The sequence below is a fragment of the Aquiflexum sp. genome, from assembly GCF_041749095.1.
Classification (GTDB): Bacteria; Bacteroidota; Bacteroidia; order Cytophagales; family Cyclobacteriaceae; genus Aquiflexum.
Genome location: NZ_JBGTCA010000426.1, coordinates 1 through 17,364, shown reverse-complemented (window position 1 = coordinate 17,364; position 17,364 = coordinate 1). Strand labels below are relative to the sequence as shown.

Below are 17,364 nucleotides of genomic sequence, written 5' to 3'. Positions count from 1 at the left end.
CTTTCCTCCTTTAAAGTTCTTCGATAAGATTCTCCTCTCAATACCGGTGAACAATGCCTGGGCATTGACCAAATCACTTGAATCGGTGAAAGCATAATTCTTTTTGTAAGCTTTATTATATTCCTGATTGCCTTCGTCGGTACTTGTTGCGCCTGGTCCGAGGGGCTCGGCCTTTTTTGGAGATAGGGATCCGAAAAACTCTTCGTTAAACCGGTTTCTATCATTGTTTCTTTTTGCTATCAGGTACAATCCTAATAGGATCAATCCACCGGGTATCAGATAAGGACGTAATTCATATGGGAAACCGAAATTTCTTTGAATCAGCCAAAACCCTCCAAAAACAATCAGAAACAAACCGAAACCGGTCTGAAATTTATTTTTGACCAAAATTACTACGCCGACAGCTATCAAAATCATTGGCCATGAGGTAAACCAAACCGGGAACCATAAACCGAGCGCTTTTAATAAAAGTACAGATCCTATGATCAAAATGATGATTCCTGCGGTGATGTCACTGTTTCCTTGGGAATATTTGTGCTTTGCCATTTTATTATGATTTAAGTTTTATAAATGCTTTGATGCTGTCAAAACTAGATCATACTCAAAATAAAAAGACCATTAAATAGGCTATCCCCTTCAAAAACTCGGTGAATACCGGGAATTTATCGGTGAATGGATTCACCTATTTCTTTTCTGAATAAGAAAGGAAGCATATTCCATGTCCTCCGGAGTGGTGATTTTAATATTTTCCGGATTTCCTGAGATCAAAAATACCTGCCAACCCTGATGTTCATAAACAGTGGCATCATCAGTGAAATGGTATAATTCCGGTGTTTCAAAAGCTTTTTTTATTTTTGATACCTGAAATGTCTGTGGGGTCTGCACCAAACGGAAATATTGCCTTTCCTGAAAAAATGACCTGCCATCATCTGTCAACTTTCTGATGGAATCCTTCAAAGCTACTACAGCAATGGCCGAACCCATTTCTTCCGCTTTCTCAAAGCTCTCTAAAATAACTTTTGGCTGTACAAAAGGTCTCACTCCATCATGGATTGCTACTAAACCTCCATTTTCAGGAATGGCATCCAATCCATTTTTCACAGACTGAAATCGGCTTTTCCCTCCGGCTACAAGCCTGTGGGGTAAAAGAAATCCGAATTTAAGGCATAGTTCATTCCAAAGTGAAAAATCAGTTTCCGGGATTACCAAAATCAGATTAACAGAAGAATCAGTACCGTGGAATAACGATAAGGTCTGCATTAATATAGGCTGACCTCCTACTTCGAGGTATTGCTTAGGAATAGCAGCACCCATCCTGGTGCCGCTTCCGCCTGCAACAATAATTGCGTATTTTTTCATTTTTAGATGTGTTGCACAAAATTGGATGAATAATTCTTATTGAATATCAACCCAAGATGAAAAAAATATGAAGAATAAAAAAAGGCTCTTGCGAGCCTATGGTTTTTAGAGTATCAACATGGCATCTCCATATGAGAAGAACCTGTATTTTTCTTTAATCGCTTCCTGATATGCCTTCATGATGAGGTCGTATCCACCAAAGGCAGATGTTGTCATCAAAAGTGTTGATTCAGGTAGGTGAAAATTGGTGATAAGGGTATTGGCAATTTTGAACTCATAGGGAGGAATAATAAACTTATCCGTCCAACCACTGCTTTCCTTCAATCTTCCATTTGCAGTAACGGAAGACTCAATGGTCTTGAGAGAAGTGGTTCCTACAGACACCACCCTTTTTTTGTTATCGAGTGCCCTATTGACAAGTTCAACAGTCTTTTCTGGAATGTCATAATTCTCAGAATCCATTTTATGTTTGGTAAGGTCTTCAACATCTACCTGTCTAAAAGTCCCTAGGCCTACATGCAAAGTAATCGGAGAAATATCAACACCTTTAAGTTCCAACCTTTTCAACAGATGCGGAGTGAAATGCAATCCTGCTGTAGGGGCGGCCACTGCACCTACATGTTTTGCAAAAATGGTCTGATACCTTTCTCTATCCTCAGCCTCAACTTTTCTGTCGATAAACTCTTTAAGGATCGGTGTCTCGCCTAGGGTATCAATGGTCTTGTAGAACTCCTCGTCGGTACCATCAAACAAAAATCTTATCGTTCTTCCTCTTGAGGTGGTATTGTCAATCACTTCAGCAACAAGGTCACTGTCGCCAAAATACAGTTTGTTACCAACCCTTATTTTTCTCGCAGGATCCACCAAAACATCCCAAAGTCTCAGATCTTGATTTAATTCCCTTAATAGGAAAACTTCAATCTTTGCTCCGGTCTTTTCTTTATTTCCATAAAGCCTCGCTGGAAAAACCTTTGTATTGTTCATTACAAAAACATCCCCAACTTCAAAGTACTCTATGATATCTTTGAAAAGACGGTGCTCAATCTGACCGTTTTTTCTGTTCACAACCATCAGACGTGATTCGTCTCTGTTGGCTGCCGGATACAAGGAAATTAATTTTTTGGGAACGTCGAATTTAAAGTCTGATAACTTCATATGGTATAAATAGGATATACTTTTTTTTGTTGTTCAAATAGTATTTAAAAACCGCAAAGTTAAAAATAAAAATCCCGAAATCTATTTATATTGCCAATTAGTTTTAAAACAACATCTTAGTCGTGGTATTTATCAAATTAGTCTGGGAAAGTATAAGGTTTGCAATGCAGGCACTTAAATCCAACCTCACACGGACAATTCTGTCTTTATTAGGGGTAACTGTAGGAATTTTTGCAATTATCGCTGTTTTTACCTTGGTTGATTCTCTTGAGAAAAACATAAAATCAAGTTTTACCTTTCTGGGAAGCAATGTAGTCACTGTCAATAGATTTCAATGGGTGGGAGGACCGGATTATCCTTGGTGGAAATATTTCCGAAGGCCTTATAATACCTATGCGGAATTTGTTTTCCTTAAAGACAAACTTAAAAATGCAGAGGCCATCTCATTTTCAGCCTCTGCAAATACCATTGTACAGGCCGGTAGCAATTCTTATAAAGGAACCAATCTCACGGGGATTACATATACTTATCAGGATGTTTATGATCTTCCATTACAATCCGGACGTTTTTTCACAGAATCAGAGATCAATGCTTCCCGAAATGTAACACTCATAGGTAATAAAATCGCTAATACGCTATTCCCCGGAAAAGATCCATTGGGTAAGGAAATGAAAATAAAAGGGGGAAAATTTGTTGTGATCGGGGTTTTCGAAGAAGAAGGTGAAGGACTATTCGATATTGCATCAAAAGATGAAGCCTGCATGATTCCATTTGGCAGTTTTACCAAACTTTATTATGTAGGCAAAAATGGTATTGAGCCATCCATTGCAATAAAAGGAATGGAAAACGATATCGGATTGATAGCACTTGAAAATGAACTGATCGGTGCACTAAGGGCAAAAAGAGGACTGAAACCCACCCAAGATGATAATTTTGCGCTCAATAAATCTGAATTTATCATGAACACCATCGGGTCGGTATTTGATGTTATCAGCGCTGCCGGGTGGGTTATTGGAGGTTTCTCAATTTTGGTCGGTGGGTTTGGGATAGCTAATATCATGTTTGTTTCGGTAAAAGAAAGGACAAGTATTATTGGTATCCAAAAATCACTTGGTGCTAAAAATTACTTCATTTTATTTCAGTTTTTGTTTGAAGCGGTATTTCTAAGTTTGATTGGAGGTCTGACCGGAATCGTCATTGTGTATGGCCTCACCTTTTTACAATTAGGTTCCTTGGAACTGGTCCTGTCATTTAAGAACATCATGTTGGGATTGGGTATTTCTTCTGTTATTGGAGTAGTGTCGGGTATTGTCCCGGCTACACTAGCCGCAAGACTTGATCCCGTCGAAGCGATCAGAGCAACATAAAAATTAAAACCTGACAGTTTTTCTACCAGAAAAGCATTAATAACACATTCTGATCTGTAAAAATCTGTCAGATTTTAAGCATTAATTTGACAAAATAGAGTTAGTTTTATTCTTCAATCGGTTTTCCTTTTTCCGACTTCTTGCCTAGTCCTGCTTTATCTTTTATCTTGATTTCAAGTTCTTCCATGAGTTCAGGATTGTCCAGAAGAAGAGACTTCACAGCATCCCTGCCCTGCCCCAGTTTGTTTCCTTCATAGGAAAACCAAGAACCGGCTTTTTTGATAATCTCAAATTCCACCCCAATGTCAATGATCTCCCCTACTTTTGAAATCCCCTGTCCGTACATGATATCAAATTCCACCACCTTAAATGGAGGGGCTACTTTGTTTTTGACTACTTTAACTTTGGTCCTGTTTCCAAGGATATTGTCCGCACCTTCTTTGATCTGACCGATCCGACGGATATCAAGTCTAACAGATGCATAAAATTTCAGGGCATTTCCACCCGTTGTTGTCTCAGGACTTCCGAACATCACCCCGATTTTGTCCCTCAACTGATTGATAAAAATACAGGAGCATCCAGTCTTGTTGATTGCTCCCGTCAGTTTTCTTAAAGCCTGGGACATCAATCTTGCCTGAAGTCCCATTTTGCTATCGCCCATTTCACCTTCCAGTTCACTTTTGGGAACAAGTGCCGCCACGGAATCAATGACTATAATATCGATCGCACCTGACCTGATCAAATGCTCTGCGATTTCCAGTGCCTGTTCTCCATTGTCCGGTTGGGAAATCAAAAGGTTCTCAATGTCAATACCAAGCTTCTCAGCGTAGTTTTTATCAAAAGCATGTTCTGCATCAATAAAAGCTGCCAATCCTCCCGCTTTCTGGGCTTCAGCGATACAATGCATGGTTAGGGTTGTTTTTCCCGAGGATTCAGGACCATAAACCTCGATCACTCTTCCTCGAGGAATACCCCCAATACCCAATGCCATATCCAATCCCAAAGATCCCGTGGAAATAGCGGGAATATCCTGTACGGTATTGTCACTTAATTTCATTACGGTACCTTTACCATAAGTTTTTTCCAACTTGTCAATGGTAAGTTGAAGGGCTTTAAGTTTTTCTGTGTTCACGCTCATATTTATATGTTAACAATTCTTTGATTTGATAATTTGAAATTAATGATAGATAATTGGAGACCCAACTCTTCCAAAAAGGATTACGTATTACTTTCTGGCACCCAAAACCAGGCTTCTTCAATATGTTGCTAATATTGGTATAAGATTTGAAAAGCTTACAGTTGAAAACATAATTTAATGAAAAAACATATTAAAAAGTCAGTAGTTGTCACATTTTTTTTTCTGCTTGGACTTTCCGGAGCATTTGGGCAAAAAAACATGGCTTTTCAAAATGGGGAGGAATTGACCTTTAAAGTCAGCTATGGATTCCTTGATGCGGCTGAAGCCAAAATGGTGGTCAATCCACAAATATCTTCCATGAACAGCCGCCCTACCTACAAGATTGATGTTTTTGGTCAGACCCTTGGAATTTTCAAGCTTTTCAAAGTAAATGACAACTGGGGAAGTTATCTTGATACAGCCAAAATAATCCCATATCAATCATACAGACATATCGAGGAAGGCAAATACAGAAAACATGAAAGGGTGATTTTTGACCATAATAAAAAAAATGCCCACGTGAGACTTTATGACAGGGAAAATAAAAATCTGGTGGAAACCAAGGATTATAATATCCCTTCCAATGTTCAGGATATTGTTAGCGGATTTTATCTTTTAAGGACTATGGACCTAAAAAAACTGAAGAAGGGAGATACTGTTACCCTTACCGGATTTTTTGATAAAGAAATATATAACCTAAAATTAATATATAGTGGCAAGGAATCAGTCAGCACCAAGATAGGGAAATTTGACACATTTGTATTTTCCCCGATAATGCCGAAAAATAAATTGTTCAGGGGAGAACGGCCCGTGACTGTTTGGATTTCTGATGATAAGAATAAGATTCCACTAAAAATAAAAGCAAAGCTAATGGTCGGTTCCCTCGATATGGAAATCATGGAGGTATCAGGTCTGCGTAATAATTAATTTACCCAGAGTTAATATTGGGATAACATTAGCTGCCTTAATAAAAATTTAATGTTGTTTTTATTGGCATCACTTCAACAAAAATCCATTTATGTAAGGTCTTTTTTTAAATTAGCATCACATTAGTGCAACCAAATCCGCTATATCCACATGAGTGATAAACAAAAAGTGAAGGTGCTTGTCGTTGACGATGAGCCGGACATTGTAGAAATACTCACCTATAACCTCAAAAAAGAGGGATATGAGGTTGAAAATGCTGAAGATGGCATTAAGGCAGTGAAGATCGCCGCCAAATTCCAACCGGATGTGATATTGCTGGACATCATGATGCCGCATCAGGACGGTGTGGAGACCTGTAGGCAGATGCGTGAAATTCCTGAACTCAAAAATACATTTATCATTTTTCTTACCGCCAGATCAGAAGAATATTCTGAAGTAGCGGCATTTGATGTGGGTGCTGATGATTACATCACCAAACCTATCAAGCCCCGTGCACTGATGAGTAGAATTGCAGCACTGTTTAGAAGGGAATCAAAAAAAGAACAGGAATTCACCCAAATCAAGATCAAAGACTTAACTATAGATAGGACAAGCTATACTATCGATAAGGCAGGTAAGACCATAACTCTACCCAAAAAAGAATTCGAATTGTTGTATTTTCTGGCCAAAAACCCTAATATGGTTTTCAGTAGGGATGATCTTTTGCAGAATATCTGGGGAGCTGATGTATTTGTACTGGCGCGGACTGTGGATGTACATATCAGAAAAGTGAGGGAAAAGATTGGCGAAGATTATATCACTACTGTAAAAGGAGTAGGATATAAATTCGAACTGAACTGATCATATGTTAACCACATCGCGGGGAATTTCTTTGTTATTGGCTTTGGCTATTTCTGCCCTTACGGTGTTGTTTTTATTGCTTTTGGATGATGCTACCCCTACCCTTCTGGTAGTAGCGGGTAGCATTTCTTTTTCTGTCTCCTATATTTTGATGAATGTGACCTTGGAGTTTCTGATTTTCAACGAAATCAGCAATATCTATGGGGTACTTGAAAAAATCCAAAAAAAGGACTATTCTAACATTCCCGACAAGTCTGATAAGTTGTCAATTTCTCCACTTAGAAAGATCAATAAAACGATCAATTCCTACGCACAGGCCAAAAACAAGGAAATTGAGGCACTTCAAAAAAATGCAGAATTCAGAAAGGAGTTTATAGCCGATATATCTCACGAGCTCAAAACCCCGATTTTTGCTGCACAGGGATATATTCATACCCTTTTGGATGGTGCAGTGGAGGATAAATCGGTAAGGTTGAAGTTTTTGAAACGTGCCGCTAAAAGCCTCAATGCCCTAGACAAATTGGTTCAGGACATGCTGACGCTAAACCAAATGGAAAGCGGCGTTGTCAAATTCCATTATGAGTCTTTTGATGTAAAAGAAGTCGTCCATGAGGTAATAGAAGAACTTGAACACAAGGCCTCTAAAAGGCATATGTTGATCCGCTTCTATTATGACAAAGAAAAGACATATAGGACTTTTGCGGATAAGGAGAAAATCTTCCGGGTATGCCAAAACCTGATTTCGAATTCCATCAAATACAATAATGATGGGGGAGAAATCGATGTAACTCTAAAAAGTCACAAAAACCAACTCACCGTTGAGGTAAAAGACAATGGGAAAGGAATCCCTCCTGAGGACCTGAAAAGAATCTTTGAAAGGTTTTACAGGGTGGATAAAAGCAGGAACAGGGAAATGGGAGGAACAGGCCTGGGACTTGCCATCGTCAAACATATTCTCGAAGGACACAAAAGCAAAATCTCAGTCAGCAGTATCCTGGGGAAAGGTTCTGTTTTTAGTTTTGAATTGCCTTTGGAGAAGTCAGCAAAAGCTGAAGATATATTATCATAGAGGAAATATTTGGCAGCAATCATTGAATGATTTTTTTCATAGTATTTCTTTTCATTGGAGACTCAATTAACTAATCTCCAAACAATCTTCTGGATTAATTTTTTTCACTGATCAATATTCTATAGTTTTGCGCCCCATTGGGAAGAGGACAGCATGAAAAAGATCAATTTTAAAGACCTGATTCTATTCGAAAACGAGGATTACCTCGTGGTCAATAAGCTTCCCTATTTATCAACTTTGGACGATAGGCATGAGGCTCAGAATATCCTGGACTTGGCCAAGCAATACACTTCTGATGCCCAGGTATGCCACAGGTTGGACAAAGAAACTTCCGGTTGTCTCGTAATTGCAAAAAATCCCGAGGCATACAGGAACATTGCCATACAGTTTGAGAACCGGAAAGTTGACAAAATCTATCATGCGGTAGTGGAAGGCATTCATGAATACAAAAACGTATTGGTGGACCGTAACCTTCATGCCAACAACAAGGGCATCGCCAAGATTACGAAAGATGGCAAGCCTGCGCAGACTTATTTCAATACCCTGAATACTTTCTACACCCACACATTAATAGAGTGTAGACCGATTACAGGCAGGTTGCATCAGATCCGGATCCATTTGGCCTATCTGAAATCCCCGATCTGCGGGGACGAAACTTATGGTGGCAATCCACTTTATTTATCGTCATTAAAAAGAAGGTTTAACCTCAAAAAGGACACGGACGAAATGCCCCTTATGCAGCGGGTTTCCCTTCATGCCTATGCCATTGAGTTTACCGGAATGGACGGTTCCAAAATAAAAGTAACCGCCCCATACCCCAAGGACTTCGAGGTTTTGATGAAGCAACTGGAAAAAAACAGTTAAGAGGAAGAAGGCCAAATGGTTAAAAATTCAATATTCAAATGAATTTCTAGGCAATAATTTAGTTTCTTTTGCAATAAAAAGAAATTACTTCTATCTTTGTGTCCCTTTTTGAGGGTGAAGTATATATAACAAGCTAATAATTAAATATTTACACAGTGGATACATTAAGCTACAAGACCATATCAGCAAATGATGCTACTGTAGAGAAAAACTGGGTTGTAGTGGATGCCCAGTCTGCAGTATTAGGTAGATTTTCGAGTGAGGTCGCAAAAATCCTGAGGGGCAAGCACAAGCCTTATTACACTCCTCATGTAGACTGCGGAGACAACGTGATTGTCATCAATGCAGACAAAGTAAGGCTGACAGGAAGAAAGATGGACGAAAAAGTCTATGTGCGCCACACCGGATATCCAGGTGGACAGCGAATCACCACTCCCAAATTATTGAAACAAAAATCTGCTTCAATTTTGGTTGAAAAGGCTGTAAGAGGCATGCTTCCAAAAACCAGATTGGGAAGAGAGCTTTACAGAAATCTTTTCGTTTACAACGGTTCCGAGCATCCTCATGCTGCGCAGCAACCAAAAGAAGTCAAATTTTAATCAAAGCAGTCCATGGAAATTATCAATACAATCGGTAGAAGGAAGACATCAGTCGCCAGAATCTACATGAAACCGGGAAATGGTGAGATTACTGTCAATGACAGGACGATCGAAGTTTATTTCCCTTTTGACCTGCATCGGATTGTTGTAAAGCAGCCTTTGATACTTGTGGGTGTGGATGGTTCTTACGACATCAAAATCAATGTTGATGGTGGTGGCATCACAGGACAGGCCGAGGCAGCTAGAATGGCTATCTCAAGGGCTTTGTGCAAATTTGACGCAGAACACAGATCAGCATTGAAAAAAGAAGGTTTTCTTACCCGTGACCCAAGAATGGTAGAACGTAAGAAGCCGGGACGTAAGAAAGCTAGGAAAAAATTCCAGTTCTCTAAACGTTAATCCGGAGATTTTTCAAATTTTATATAGAAACTATCTTATTTATTAATGGCACAAATAGAATATAAAGACTTACTGGATGCTGGTGTTCACTTTGGACACTTAACAAGAAAGTGGGATCCGAGAATGGCGCCTTACATCTTCATGGAGAAGAACGGTATCCATATCATCGACCTAAACAAAACGCTCGTTTGCCTTGAAGAAGCATCCAACGCAATCAAGCAGATCGTTCGCTCCGGCAAAAAAGTCATGTTCGTCGCTACCAAAAAGCAGGCGAAAGACTTGGTAGCAGATGAAGCAAGAAGACTGAACATGCCTTTCGTCACTGAAAGGTGGTTAGGTGGGATGTTGACTAACTTTGCCACTATCCGAAAGTCCTTGAAGAAAATGTCCACTATCGACAAAATGACGAAAGAGGACGCTTACAAAAATCTTGCGAAAAAAGAACGTTTGATGATCAGCAGACAAAGAGAGAAATTGGAAAGTGTGTTGGGCGGTATCGCTGACCTGACAAGACTTCCTGCCGCTCTTTTCATCGTTGACATCAAAAGAGAACACATCGCTATTGCAGAAGCACAAAAGCTTGGTATCCCTGTTTTCGCATTGGTAGATACGAACTCCAACCCAAATGAGGTTGATTTCCCTATCCCGGCCAATGATGATGCATTTAAATCAATCTCTTTGTTGGTGAAAGCCTTCGGAATAGCAATTGAAGAAGGTCTTTCTGAAAGAAGAAGAGACAAAGAAGATGCTAAACTTACCGAAGAGGAAGAAGCAAAAAAAGCTGTTGACGCCGAAGTTCAAGAGTAATCCACTTTGATTTACTATATATAAAAGATTGAACATACGGCTTAGGCCTGTGTTCAATTTTTTGTTTTTACCAGACCTTTGAGGTTTTTATTAAAAAGATCACGGTAAAAAATCATTAACCCCCAAACCTAGAAGGTCTTTATCGCCAACCAGGTTTTCAACCATATGACCTTTGAGGTTTTTATCAAAGGAACACGGTGGAAAAATTATTACCCCAAAACCTCGAAGGTCTTGTGTACCTACCCAAACCTAGAGGCTTTTCCAAAAATTGAAATAAAATTTAATCTAATAAACAAACACAACAATGGCTATTACTGCACAAGAAGTAAACAAATTAAGACAAATGACCGGTGCCGGTATGATGGACTGTAAAAAAGCCCTTACGGAGGCAGAAGGGGATTTCGAAAAAGCTATTGACATTCTTAGAAAAAAAGGCCAAAAAGTCTCTGCATCCAGGGCTGACCGTGAAACCAAAGAAGGTACAATTGTCACCAATGTAAGCGCAGACGGAAGTGTAGGCACCTTGCTATCTTTGACTTGTGAGACTGACTTTGTAGCTAAAAACGATGAGTTTGCTGCTTTTGCAAATACCCTATTGGACCTTGCGATCAACAACAATGCGCAAACTAGGGAGCAGATCTTGGCACTTCCATTTGAAGCCATCACAGTTCAGGAGAAAATCATTGAAATGACAGGCAAAATCGGAGAGAAACTTGAAATCTCTCATTTTGAGGTTGTAAAAGGTGAAACAGTCGTTTCTTATATCCATTCCAATGGCAAATTGGGTGTGTTGGTAGCATTGGTGAAAACAAATGGTGCTGCTGTGGAAGAAGCCGGTAAAGATGTTGCGATGCAGATTGCAGCAATGAACCCTGTAGCAGTGGACAAAGATGGTGTGGATGCCACTACCATTGAAAGGGAAATCGAAATCGGCAAAGATCAGGCAAGACAGGAAGGAAAGCCTGAAGAAATGTTGGAAAAAATCGCTTTGGGTAAACTTAACAAGTTCTACAAAGAGAATACATTGTTGAGCCAGGCATTTGTGAAAGACAACAGCAAAACAATTGCCCAGTACCTTGATGGTGTGAGCAAAGGTTTGACAGTGTCTGAATTCAAAAGGATATCTATTGGATAATCGTACGGGATGCCCGTTAGGATAATATCCAATTGCATATTTAATAAAACCTCCGGTATTTCCGGAGGTTTTTTTATTTATGGCCAAAAATAAAGGCATTTGCTTGGTTTTTTTTTAAAGCCGATACAAAAAGACAATTATTTAAATTATGATGTTTACCTTTCATTAACAGCAATAGCCTTATACCTATTGAACATCTGCACAAAAGTCACCCAAGGCTGATTATTTTCCTGTTCGGTCATTTCTTTGTTAGGATCTGATTTATAAGCATAGTATCCATCCAAAAACGGAGTCACTCCAGACCAAACTGTCAACATGACACCGGCAAAACGGTCTTTCATTACGTCAGTATTATTTTACCTAAAAAGAAACATATCCTCCACATGACTCACTCCAACATGAGGTTTTCTCCATGCACAACTGACCACATCAAAGCCCTTCATCGCAAAATAGACAGGAGTGCCAACAGGTTTTTCGTAATGCCAGTCATTGATCACCACATCCTTGGGAATCAAATCAACAGCCTTATGGGTTCTGTTGTAACTTCCCTCCCACAAACCTATACCTGTAGTCTTGCCATCAATCAAACGATCACCCCAAATCCACAGCTCTTTGTCACTGAAAGCCAAGTGGTTTCTGATTTTGGTTACTTCTCCTGCAAAAAGCTCGGCTTTGTCCAATCCTTGACACCTTGGGCATTTATCATCTCCGATATAAAATACCTCATCCATCCCTGCGTGAAAGGCATCATTTTCAAAAACCTCAACAATTTCGTCCATCAAGGCAAAAACCACCTGATGTACCTCAGGGTGTAATGGGCAATAGCTTTTACAATAAAGACCATCGGCATTTGGCCATTCATATTTTTCAGGAAGTTTGACATGAGGTGTTTCATCAAACTCCGGATAAACCGTCAGTAAGTTGCCCAAAGTGCTTGCCCATGACTGATGACCCAAAAGATTGATCTGAGGAATGAGTTTGATCTGATGTTGTTTTGCTGCTGACACCATTTTTTTGACATCACTTTTGCTCATGGCATTATCATCACTAAGATCAGGATGGCTTGTAAACTGGTAATTATAATCTACCCTCAGCACAATTGTATTTATTCTTCTTGGTGCCAACTCCTCATTGATAAATTTAACGAACCTGTCAACTTCATTGGTTTTTGGGGCAGCAATAGCCAATCCCCTTACAGGCAGTTCATCTTTTGCAGTTTGGGCAGTTGTTGTCCCTAAATGGAAACAGAAAAGGATAATCAGGAAAGCAATAGTGTTTTTCATGGTATTAGGGTTTATGTTAAATTTTCAATCTGATTTTATTTTTTTCCAACAAACCTGTAATCAAAATTATGATCAGGGCATAAAGCAGTGATTTTAATATTCCAATATACCCTGTTCTCAAAAATAAAGGCAAAACAATACCTACCAACGAAAATAATGCATAATGAATATAGGGCAGCAGATAACAGGTGAGTGTACTTGTACCGGCAGGCTTAATAATATTAAACCAATGTGCTTTACCTTTTTTATCTACTAACCAAATCAAAGCAGCCAAAACCAAAAAACTCAATCCTGTACAAATAGCAACCCATGATGGAGATGCTCCGATTTTGTGGATGCCCCAAAGTGGTCGGGTCAAATAACCAAAAAATACCAGAATCATTGCAAAGGAACCAAGGACAAGACCGTAGTTTTTATATTTCCCATTGGAAAGATAATTCTTATAATAAACTCCAATGATTACACCTGCCATGGAAAATGCCGGGTTTGACCCATTACCTGAAATCCAGAAATAAGGTTTGATGGGATTAAGGAAGTCAAGCCAACCTAATTTTTCAGCGGAATTGAATAACAGGAAAAATATAAAAAAGAAGATATAGACAGCCATCCTTTCCCTAAAAAAAAGATACACCAAGGAAGCAATTAAATAGGCCCAACCTATTAAGCCAAGGATTCCCCACCAATGAAATTTCATCCATGTTGGGTCTTCTGAAGTTCCCCCGACATAGAGGTAGGCCAGGACTGCCAACAGTAGTATCCCGCTGATTTGAAGCAGATTATTTCTTTTTTTATTCAGATAAGAAGAATAGTCCAACCATATCAAAAAGAATGCAATGGTCATTAAAATCTGCCAAACCGGCTTGGACACAAATGAATCAGATTTATTATAATTTTCCAAATTGACATGAAAAACCCCCATGGTCAATAATGCCAATGTTCGGAAAAAAATATGTTTTAAAGTATCGTAAATGCCTTCCCCTTTCTTAATCCGTTTGGAAATGGCAAAAGGGATGGACAATCCTACTATAACCAAAAAAGCCGGGAATACTACATCGGCCAGTCCCATGCCATCTACTTTTGTCGGTGCGTGTCCCAACCATCCCGGGATTTCCTTCAAGGTCCAAAGGTCATTCACAAAGATCATCAACAGCATTGTTATTGCTCTGAATACATCGATGGAATACACGCGCATTGGAGAAGACCGGGAATCGATGAGGTTCATAGTGATTCTAAATCAATTTGTAACGGGATAAGCATTCAGTTCAAGAGAAGTTATTCTCAATCAGGAGTAGTCACTAATAAAGTAAAGAAAAAAACAATCCGCTATTAATAATATGTCTCTATTTTTACATTAAAGGCAAATTCCATATCAGTCCGGTGTAGCAAATCGGGTATGCGGCACAATTATTGACTAATTTTATCAACAATCTGATTTTTTGATAATATTTATGTTTTAAATTGATGTTTTACTTTATAAATCTTAAAAATTAAACCAAAATAATATGGCAACTCTGATAAAATCAATATTCATCACCGTCAAAAAGGGATTCAAAAGCATAGAACCTGTAGTGATGCTCTTCTCAGGAACTTACCTTCTGATTCATGGATTACAGAACAAAAATTACCCGCTAGGGGTCGCAGGAGGAATGCTTCTGTTCAGAGGTGGGGTAGATCTCGGGAAAGTAATTGAAGAAAGTGACATGCAAGAAGCAATTGCATCTGTAGATTCTTAATTCCTAGTATTAAAGTTATCGGAGCCGCTGTCACCCTGAGTCCAATATTTTGGAAAAGGTGGGGATTTAGAAAAAATGTACTTTCTTACCAATGGTCAGGGTGGGTTATTCAGGACAAAGATTTTTCAAAAGCCAGACAAAAGTACCTTTCTTGAGCTCTTTATCGAAATAACCGCTTTCACGGGAATTCCTTTTGATGATGATGGTCATCAACTTACAGACTTTGATTTTATTGACAGCCTTCTGTTTACGGATTCCGTCCAGCAACTCCATTCCTTCGATCCAACTTTCCGGATCAAAGTCCACCAATAATCCTGAAATGTTGATATCTATCTGCAGTTTTGGTTTTAATTCATCAAAATCCACATATTTCATTAATGCGTCTTCTGTCAGGTCAAAGGGAATGGCTTTTCTTATTCTCTTAAACTCCGACTCCATTTCGTGGATGTAATGTGACAAACTGTGAATGGCTTTTTTCCCATTCTCTGATTTTAGGTAAGGTTCTATTGAATTTAATGGAGTGAATTGAGGCTTCATAAAAAATAGATAGGAATTACAGATGGTTGGCTAACAATTTACAACTTTTATCGGATATTGAATCATTTAGAAAAAATTGAATGAAGCTGTAAAGGCTTAAGACCTGTTTCTCCAATTTACAAGAAAACAAAAAAAACTTATAAATATTATTGAAATATATGTATTGGTTCCAAAATTGCTATAATTAAAAGAGTTATAGTTTTTTAGTTCGAATAAATCAGCAAACCCGTGTTTAATATCAACCTCATGAAGAGACTACCTCATATCCTGTTAATCAGTTTTATAGCAAGTTCTACATTGCTCAGCAGTTGTGCTCGCAATCCTGTAACCGGAAAAAGACAAGTTGTTTTTATGTCTGAAGCCCAGGAAATAGCAATGGGAAAACAATCTGATCCACAGATTGTAGCTTTTTTTGGCCTATATGATGACCCACAACTCCAAAAATTCATAACCGATAAAGGCCTGGAAATGGCTGAGATTTCCCATAGACCAAAATTGAATTATGAATTCAAGATAGTGGATTCACCTGTTATTAATGCCTTTGCAGTGCCCGGAGGTTTTGTATATTTCACCCGTGGCATCATGGCCCACTTCAACAATGAAGCAGAATTCGCAGGTGTTTTAGGTCATGAAATCGGCCATATTACGGCGAGGCATTCTGTCATACAGCAGCGTAACCAAATGCTAAGTCAACTGGGGCTGATTGCAGGTATAATATTGGTACCCCAATTGACCCAATTCGTAGAGCCATTATCCCAAGGCATGCAGTTAGCATTGTTGAGTTTTGGAAGGGATGCAGAAAGGGAATCTGACAAACTGGGAGTGGAATATTCTTCAAAAATAGGTTATGATGCTAAAGAAATGGCAGGCTTCTTTCAGACATTGGAAAGACAGCAGTCCAATTCCGGAGGAGATGAGATTCCTGATTTTTTGTCGACACATCCATCCCCGGCAGAGCGTAATGTCACCGTGGCCAGAATGGCAGGGGAATGGCAGGAAAAACTGAAAATGACCGGTGCTGAGGTGAACAGAAACAGTTACCTAAAAAAAATCGATGGACTTATAGTTGGAGAAGACCCCAATCAAGGTTTTGTGGAAAATAATGTTTTTTATCATCCTGTTCTTAAATTTTCTTTTACAATACCTAATGATTGGAGCTTCCAGAATACCCCCCAACAAGTTCAGATGGCTCCAAAAAGCGGTGATGCCCTGATGATGCTGACACTCGGTTCAGGCTCTTCTCTTAAAGAAGCTGCCAATACAATTCTGGAGCAGTACAAACTGGAATTGGTGGATTCCAGAGAAGAAAAAATCAATGGACTTTCTGCTTTGGTGATGACCGCAGACCAGAAACAGGAACAGGGGACTATCCGCGTGATTTCTACCCTTATCCAATTTGGAGGAAATATTTACAATACTATGGGTATCGCAGAACTTTCTAAATTCCCAAACTATCAGCCTGTCTTTCAAAGCACCATGCGGGCATTTCAGGAACTGAAGGACACCGAAAAACTAAACCGAAAACCTGATGTGGTCAGAATCAAAACGGTTCCCAGAAAGATGAATCTGCAGGCAGCATTACAGCATTTCAGTATGCCTCAGGATAGATTTGAAGAAATAGCCCTTTTGAATGGAATGCTACTTGATGATGTGCTCGAACAGGGCATGTTGATTAAAGTGATCGGGAAATAAACTAAAACTGTACCGCTGAACTTTTTTATTCCAATACATTTATTTTTTAAGAATTCCCTGGCACTATCTTAGATTTTAAATGGTTAAAGTAAGTTTTAGTGGAAATTTATTCAGGAAAAATATTTTTTCTCCCGATAATTTGATTTCGCTATTTAAATATAAATGGATTGTCAGTAAAGTTGTACCTAAAATCTAATACTAATTATAGGTATTATTTAAACCATTTAATATTGGTCATAGACAATCCCATTAATTATTTGGCTATCCCAAAAAAAATTCACTTTAAATTTTCAATCTATGGATGATTCGGCTAAACTATGCCTACTTTTTATAAAATAAATATCCAAAATTCTGCTCTAACACCTTGACATTCATTGGATATTGGTAATCATTTCATATATTCGAATTGTGTTTTTATAAA

Annotated in this window: 19 protein-coding genes; 11 read left to right on the top strand and 8 right to left on the bottom strand. The window is 38.8% G+C overall.

The features are described from left to right. The 3 genes from ACEW8O_RS19405 to queA form a co-directional block, all read right to left on the bottom strand. A partial coding sequence (locus ACEW8O_RS19405; protein WP_373496284.1) for a LiaF transmembrane domain-containing protein occupies nt 1–546 on the bottom strand: 546 nt, incomplete at its 3' end. A 132-nt stretch (nt 547–678) separates the two neighbouring features. Then, entirely contained in the window at nt 679–1,359 is a 681-nt protein-coding gene (locus tag ACEW8O_RS19400; RefSeq protein WP_373496283.1) for a 2-C-methyl-D-erythritol 4-phosphate cytidylyltransferase, read from the bottom strand. Nucleotides 1,360–1,464: 105 nt separating this feature from the next. Further along, nucleotides 1,465–2,514 (bottom strand): tRNA preQ1(34) S-adenosylmethionine ribosyltransferase-isomerase QueA, encoded by a 1,050-nt coding sequence (gene queA / locus ACEW8O_RS19395; RefSeq protein ID WP_373496282.1) that lies wholly within the window; start codon nt 2,512–2,514, stop codon nt 1,465–1,467. A gap of 122 nt (nt 2,515–2,636) precedes the next feature. Between queA and ACEW8O_RS19390 the strand changes: the two genes are divergently transcribed. After that, nucleotides 2,637–3,881 carry an ABC transporter permease gene (locus tag ACEW8O_RS19390; protein WP_373496281.1) on the top strand — a complete coding sequence of 415 codons (1,245 nt, stop codon included), beginning with the start codon at nt 2,637–2,639 and terminating at the stop codon, nt 3,879–3,881. 106 nt (nt 3,882–3,987) lie between these two features. On the opposite strand, the gene recA is transcribed toward ACEW8O_RS19390, so the two are convergent. Next, the gene (recA, locus tag ACEW8O_RS19385) at nt 3,988–5,019 is read right to left on the bottom strand and encodes a recombinase RecA (protein WP_373496280.1); all 1,032 of its coding nucleotides are present in this window, start codon (nt 5,017–5,019) and stop codon (nt 3,988–3,990) included. Nucleotides 5,020–5,196: 177 nt separating this feature from the next. On the opposite strand from recA, the gene ACEW8O_RS19380 reads away from it, so the two are divergent. The 8 genes from ACEW8O_RS19380 to tsf all read left to right on the top strand — a co-directional run bounded on the left by ACEW8O_RS19380 (nt 5,197) and on the right by tsf (nt 11,698). After that, a complete protein-coding gene (locus ACEW8O_RS19380) occupies nt 5,197–5,985 on the top strand; it encodes a DUF3108 domain-containing protein (protein WP_373496279.1) in 789 nt (262 codons plus the stop codon). A gap of 150 nt (nt 5,986–6,135) precedes the next feature. Then, nucleotides 6,136–6,825 (top strand): response regulator transcription factor, encoded by a 690-nt coding sequence (locus ACEW8O_RS19375; protein ID WP_373496278.1) that lies wholly within the window; start codon nt 6,136–6,138, stop codon nt 6,823–6,825. A 4-nt stretch (nt 6,826–6,829) separates the two neighbouring features. Further along, on the top strand, nt 6,830–7,894 hold the full coding sequence (locus ACEW8O_RS19370; protein ID WP_373496277.1) for a sensor histidine kinase: 1,065 nt from the start codon (nt 6,830–6,832) through the stop codon (nt 7,892–7,894). A gap of 153 nt (nt 7,895–8,047) precedes the next feature. Then, on the top strand, nt 8,048–8,758 hold the full coding sequence (locus tag ACEW8O_RS19365; RefSeq protein ID WP_373496276.1) for an RluA family pseudouridine synthase: 711 nt from the start codon (nt 8,048–8,050) through the stop codon (nt 8,756–8,758). Between the two features lie 155 nt (nt 8,759–8,913). After that, the gene (rplM, locus tag ACEW8O_RS19360) at nt 8,914–9,357 is read left to right on the top strand and encodes a 50S ribosomal protein L13 (protein WP_373496275.1); all 444 of its coding nucleotides are present in this window, start codon (nt 8,914–8,916) and stop codon (nt 9,355–9,357) included. A 12-nt stretch (nt 9,358–9,369) separates the two neighbouring features. Continuing rightward, nucleotides 9,370–9,756 (top strand): 30S ribosomal protein S9, encoded by a 387-nt coding sequence (gene rpsI / locus ACEW8O_RS19355; RefSeq protein ID WP_373496274.1) that lies wholly within the window; start codon nt 9,370–9,372, stop codon nt 9,754–9,756. A gap of 45 nt (nt 9,757–9,801) precedes the next feature. Beyond that, nucleotides 9,802–10,563 (top strand): 30S ribosomal protein S2, encoded by a 762-nt coding sequence (gene rpsB / locus ACEW8O_RS19350; protein WP_373496273.1) that lies wholly within the window; start codon nt 9,802–9,804, stop codon nt 10,561–10,563. Between the two features lie 304 nt (nt 10,564–10,867). After that, nucleotides 10,868–11,698: a translation elongation factor Ts gene (gene tsf / locus ACEW8O_RS19345; protein WP_373496272.1), complete on the top strand. Its 831-nt coding sequence runs from the start codon at nt 10,868–10,870 to the stop codon at nt 11,696–11,698. A 155-nt stretch (nt 11,699–11,853) separates the two neighbouring features. Here tsf and ACEW8O_RS19340 read toward each other — a convergent pair whose 3' ends face one another. Genes ACEW8O_RS19340 through ACEW8O_RS19330 form a run of 3 tightly spaced genes read right to left on the bottom strand, consistent with a single transcriptional unit; the run spans nt 11,854 to nt 14,203 of the window. Next, the gene (locus ACEW8O_RS19340) at nt 11,854–12,039 is read right to left on the bottom strand and encodes a hypothetical protein (protein WP_373496271.1); all 186 of its coding nucleotides are present in this window, start codon (nt 12,037–12,039) and stop codon (nt 11,854–11,856) included. A 15-nt stretch (nt 12,040–12,054) separates the two neighbouring features. After that, nucleotides 12,055–12,981 carry a family 20 glycosylhydrolase gene (locus ACEW8O_RS19335; RefSeq protein ID WP_373496270.1) on the bottom strand — a complete coding sequence of 309 codons (927 nt, stop codon included), beginning with the start codon at nt 12,979–12,981 and terminating at the stop codon, nt 12,055–12,057. A gap of 16 nt (nt 12,982–12,997) precedes the next feature. Beyond that, entirely contained in the window at nt 12,998–14,203 is a 1,206-nt protein-coding gene (locus ACEW8O_RS19330; RefSeq protein WP_373496269.1) for a DUF5009 domain-containing protein, read from the bottom strand. Nucleotides 14,204–14,483: 280 nt separating this feature from the next. On the opposite strand from ACEW8O_RS19330, the gene ACEW8O_RS19325 reads away from it, so the two are divergent. Next, on the top strand, nt 14,484–14,714 hold the full coding sequence (locus ACEW8O_RS19325) for a hypothetical protein (protein WP_373496268.1): 231 nt from the start codon (nt 14,484–14,486) through the stop codon (nt 14,712–14,714). A gap of 105 nt (nt 14,715–14,819) precedes the next feature. On the opposite strand, the gene ACEW8O_RS19320 is transcribed toward ACEW8O_RS19325, so the two are convergent. Further along, on the bottom strand, nt 14,820–15,251 hold the full coding sequence (locus ACEW8O_RS19320; protein ID WP_373496267.1) for a DUF6508 domain-containing protein: 432 nt from the start codon (nt 15,249–15,251) through the stop codon (nt 14,820–14,822). 246 nt (nt 15,252–15,497) lie between these two features. Here ACEW8O_RS19320 and ACEW8O_RS19315 point away from each other — a divergent pair, with 246 nt between their 5' ends. Next, nucleotides 15,498–16,943, top strand: coding sequence for a M48 family metalloprotease (locus tag ACEW8O_RS19315; RefSeq protein WP_373496266.1), 1,446 nt, complete (start codon nt 15,498–15,500; stop codon nt 16,941–16,943). Nucleotides 16,944–17,364 lie beyond the last annotated feature (421 nt).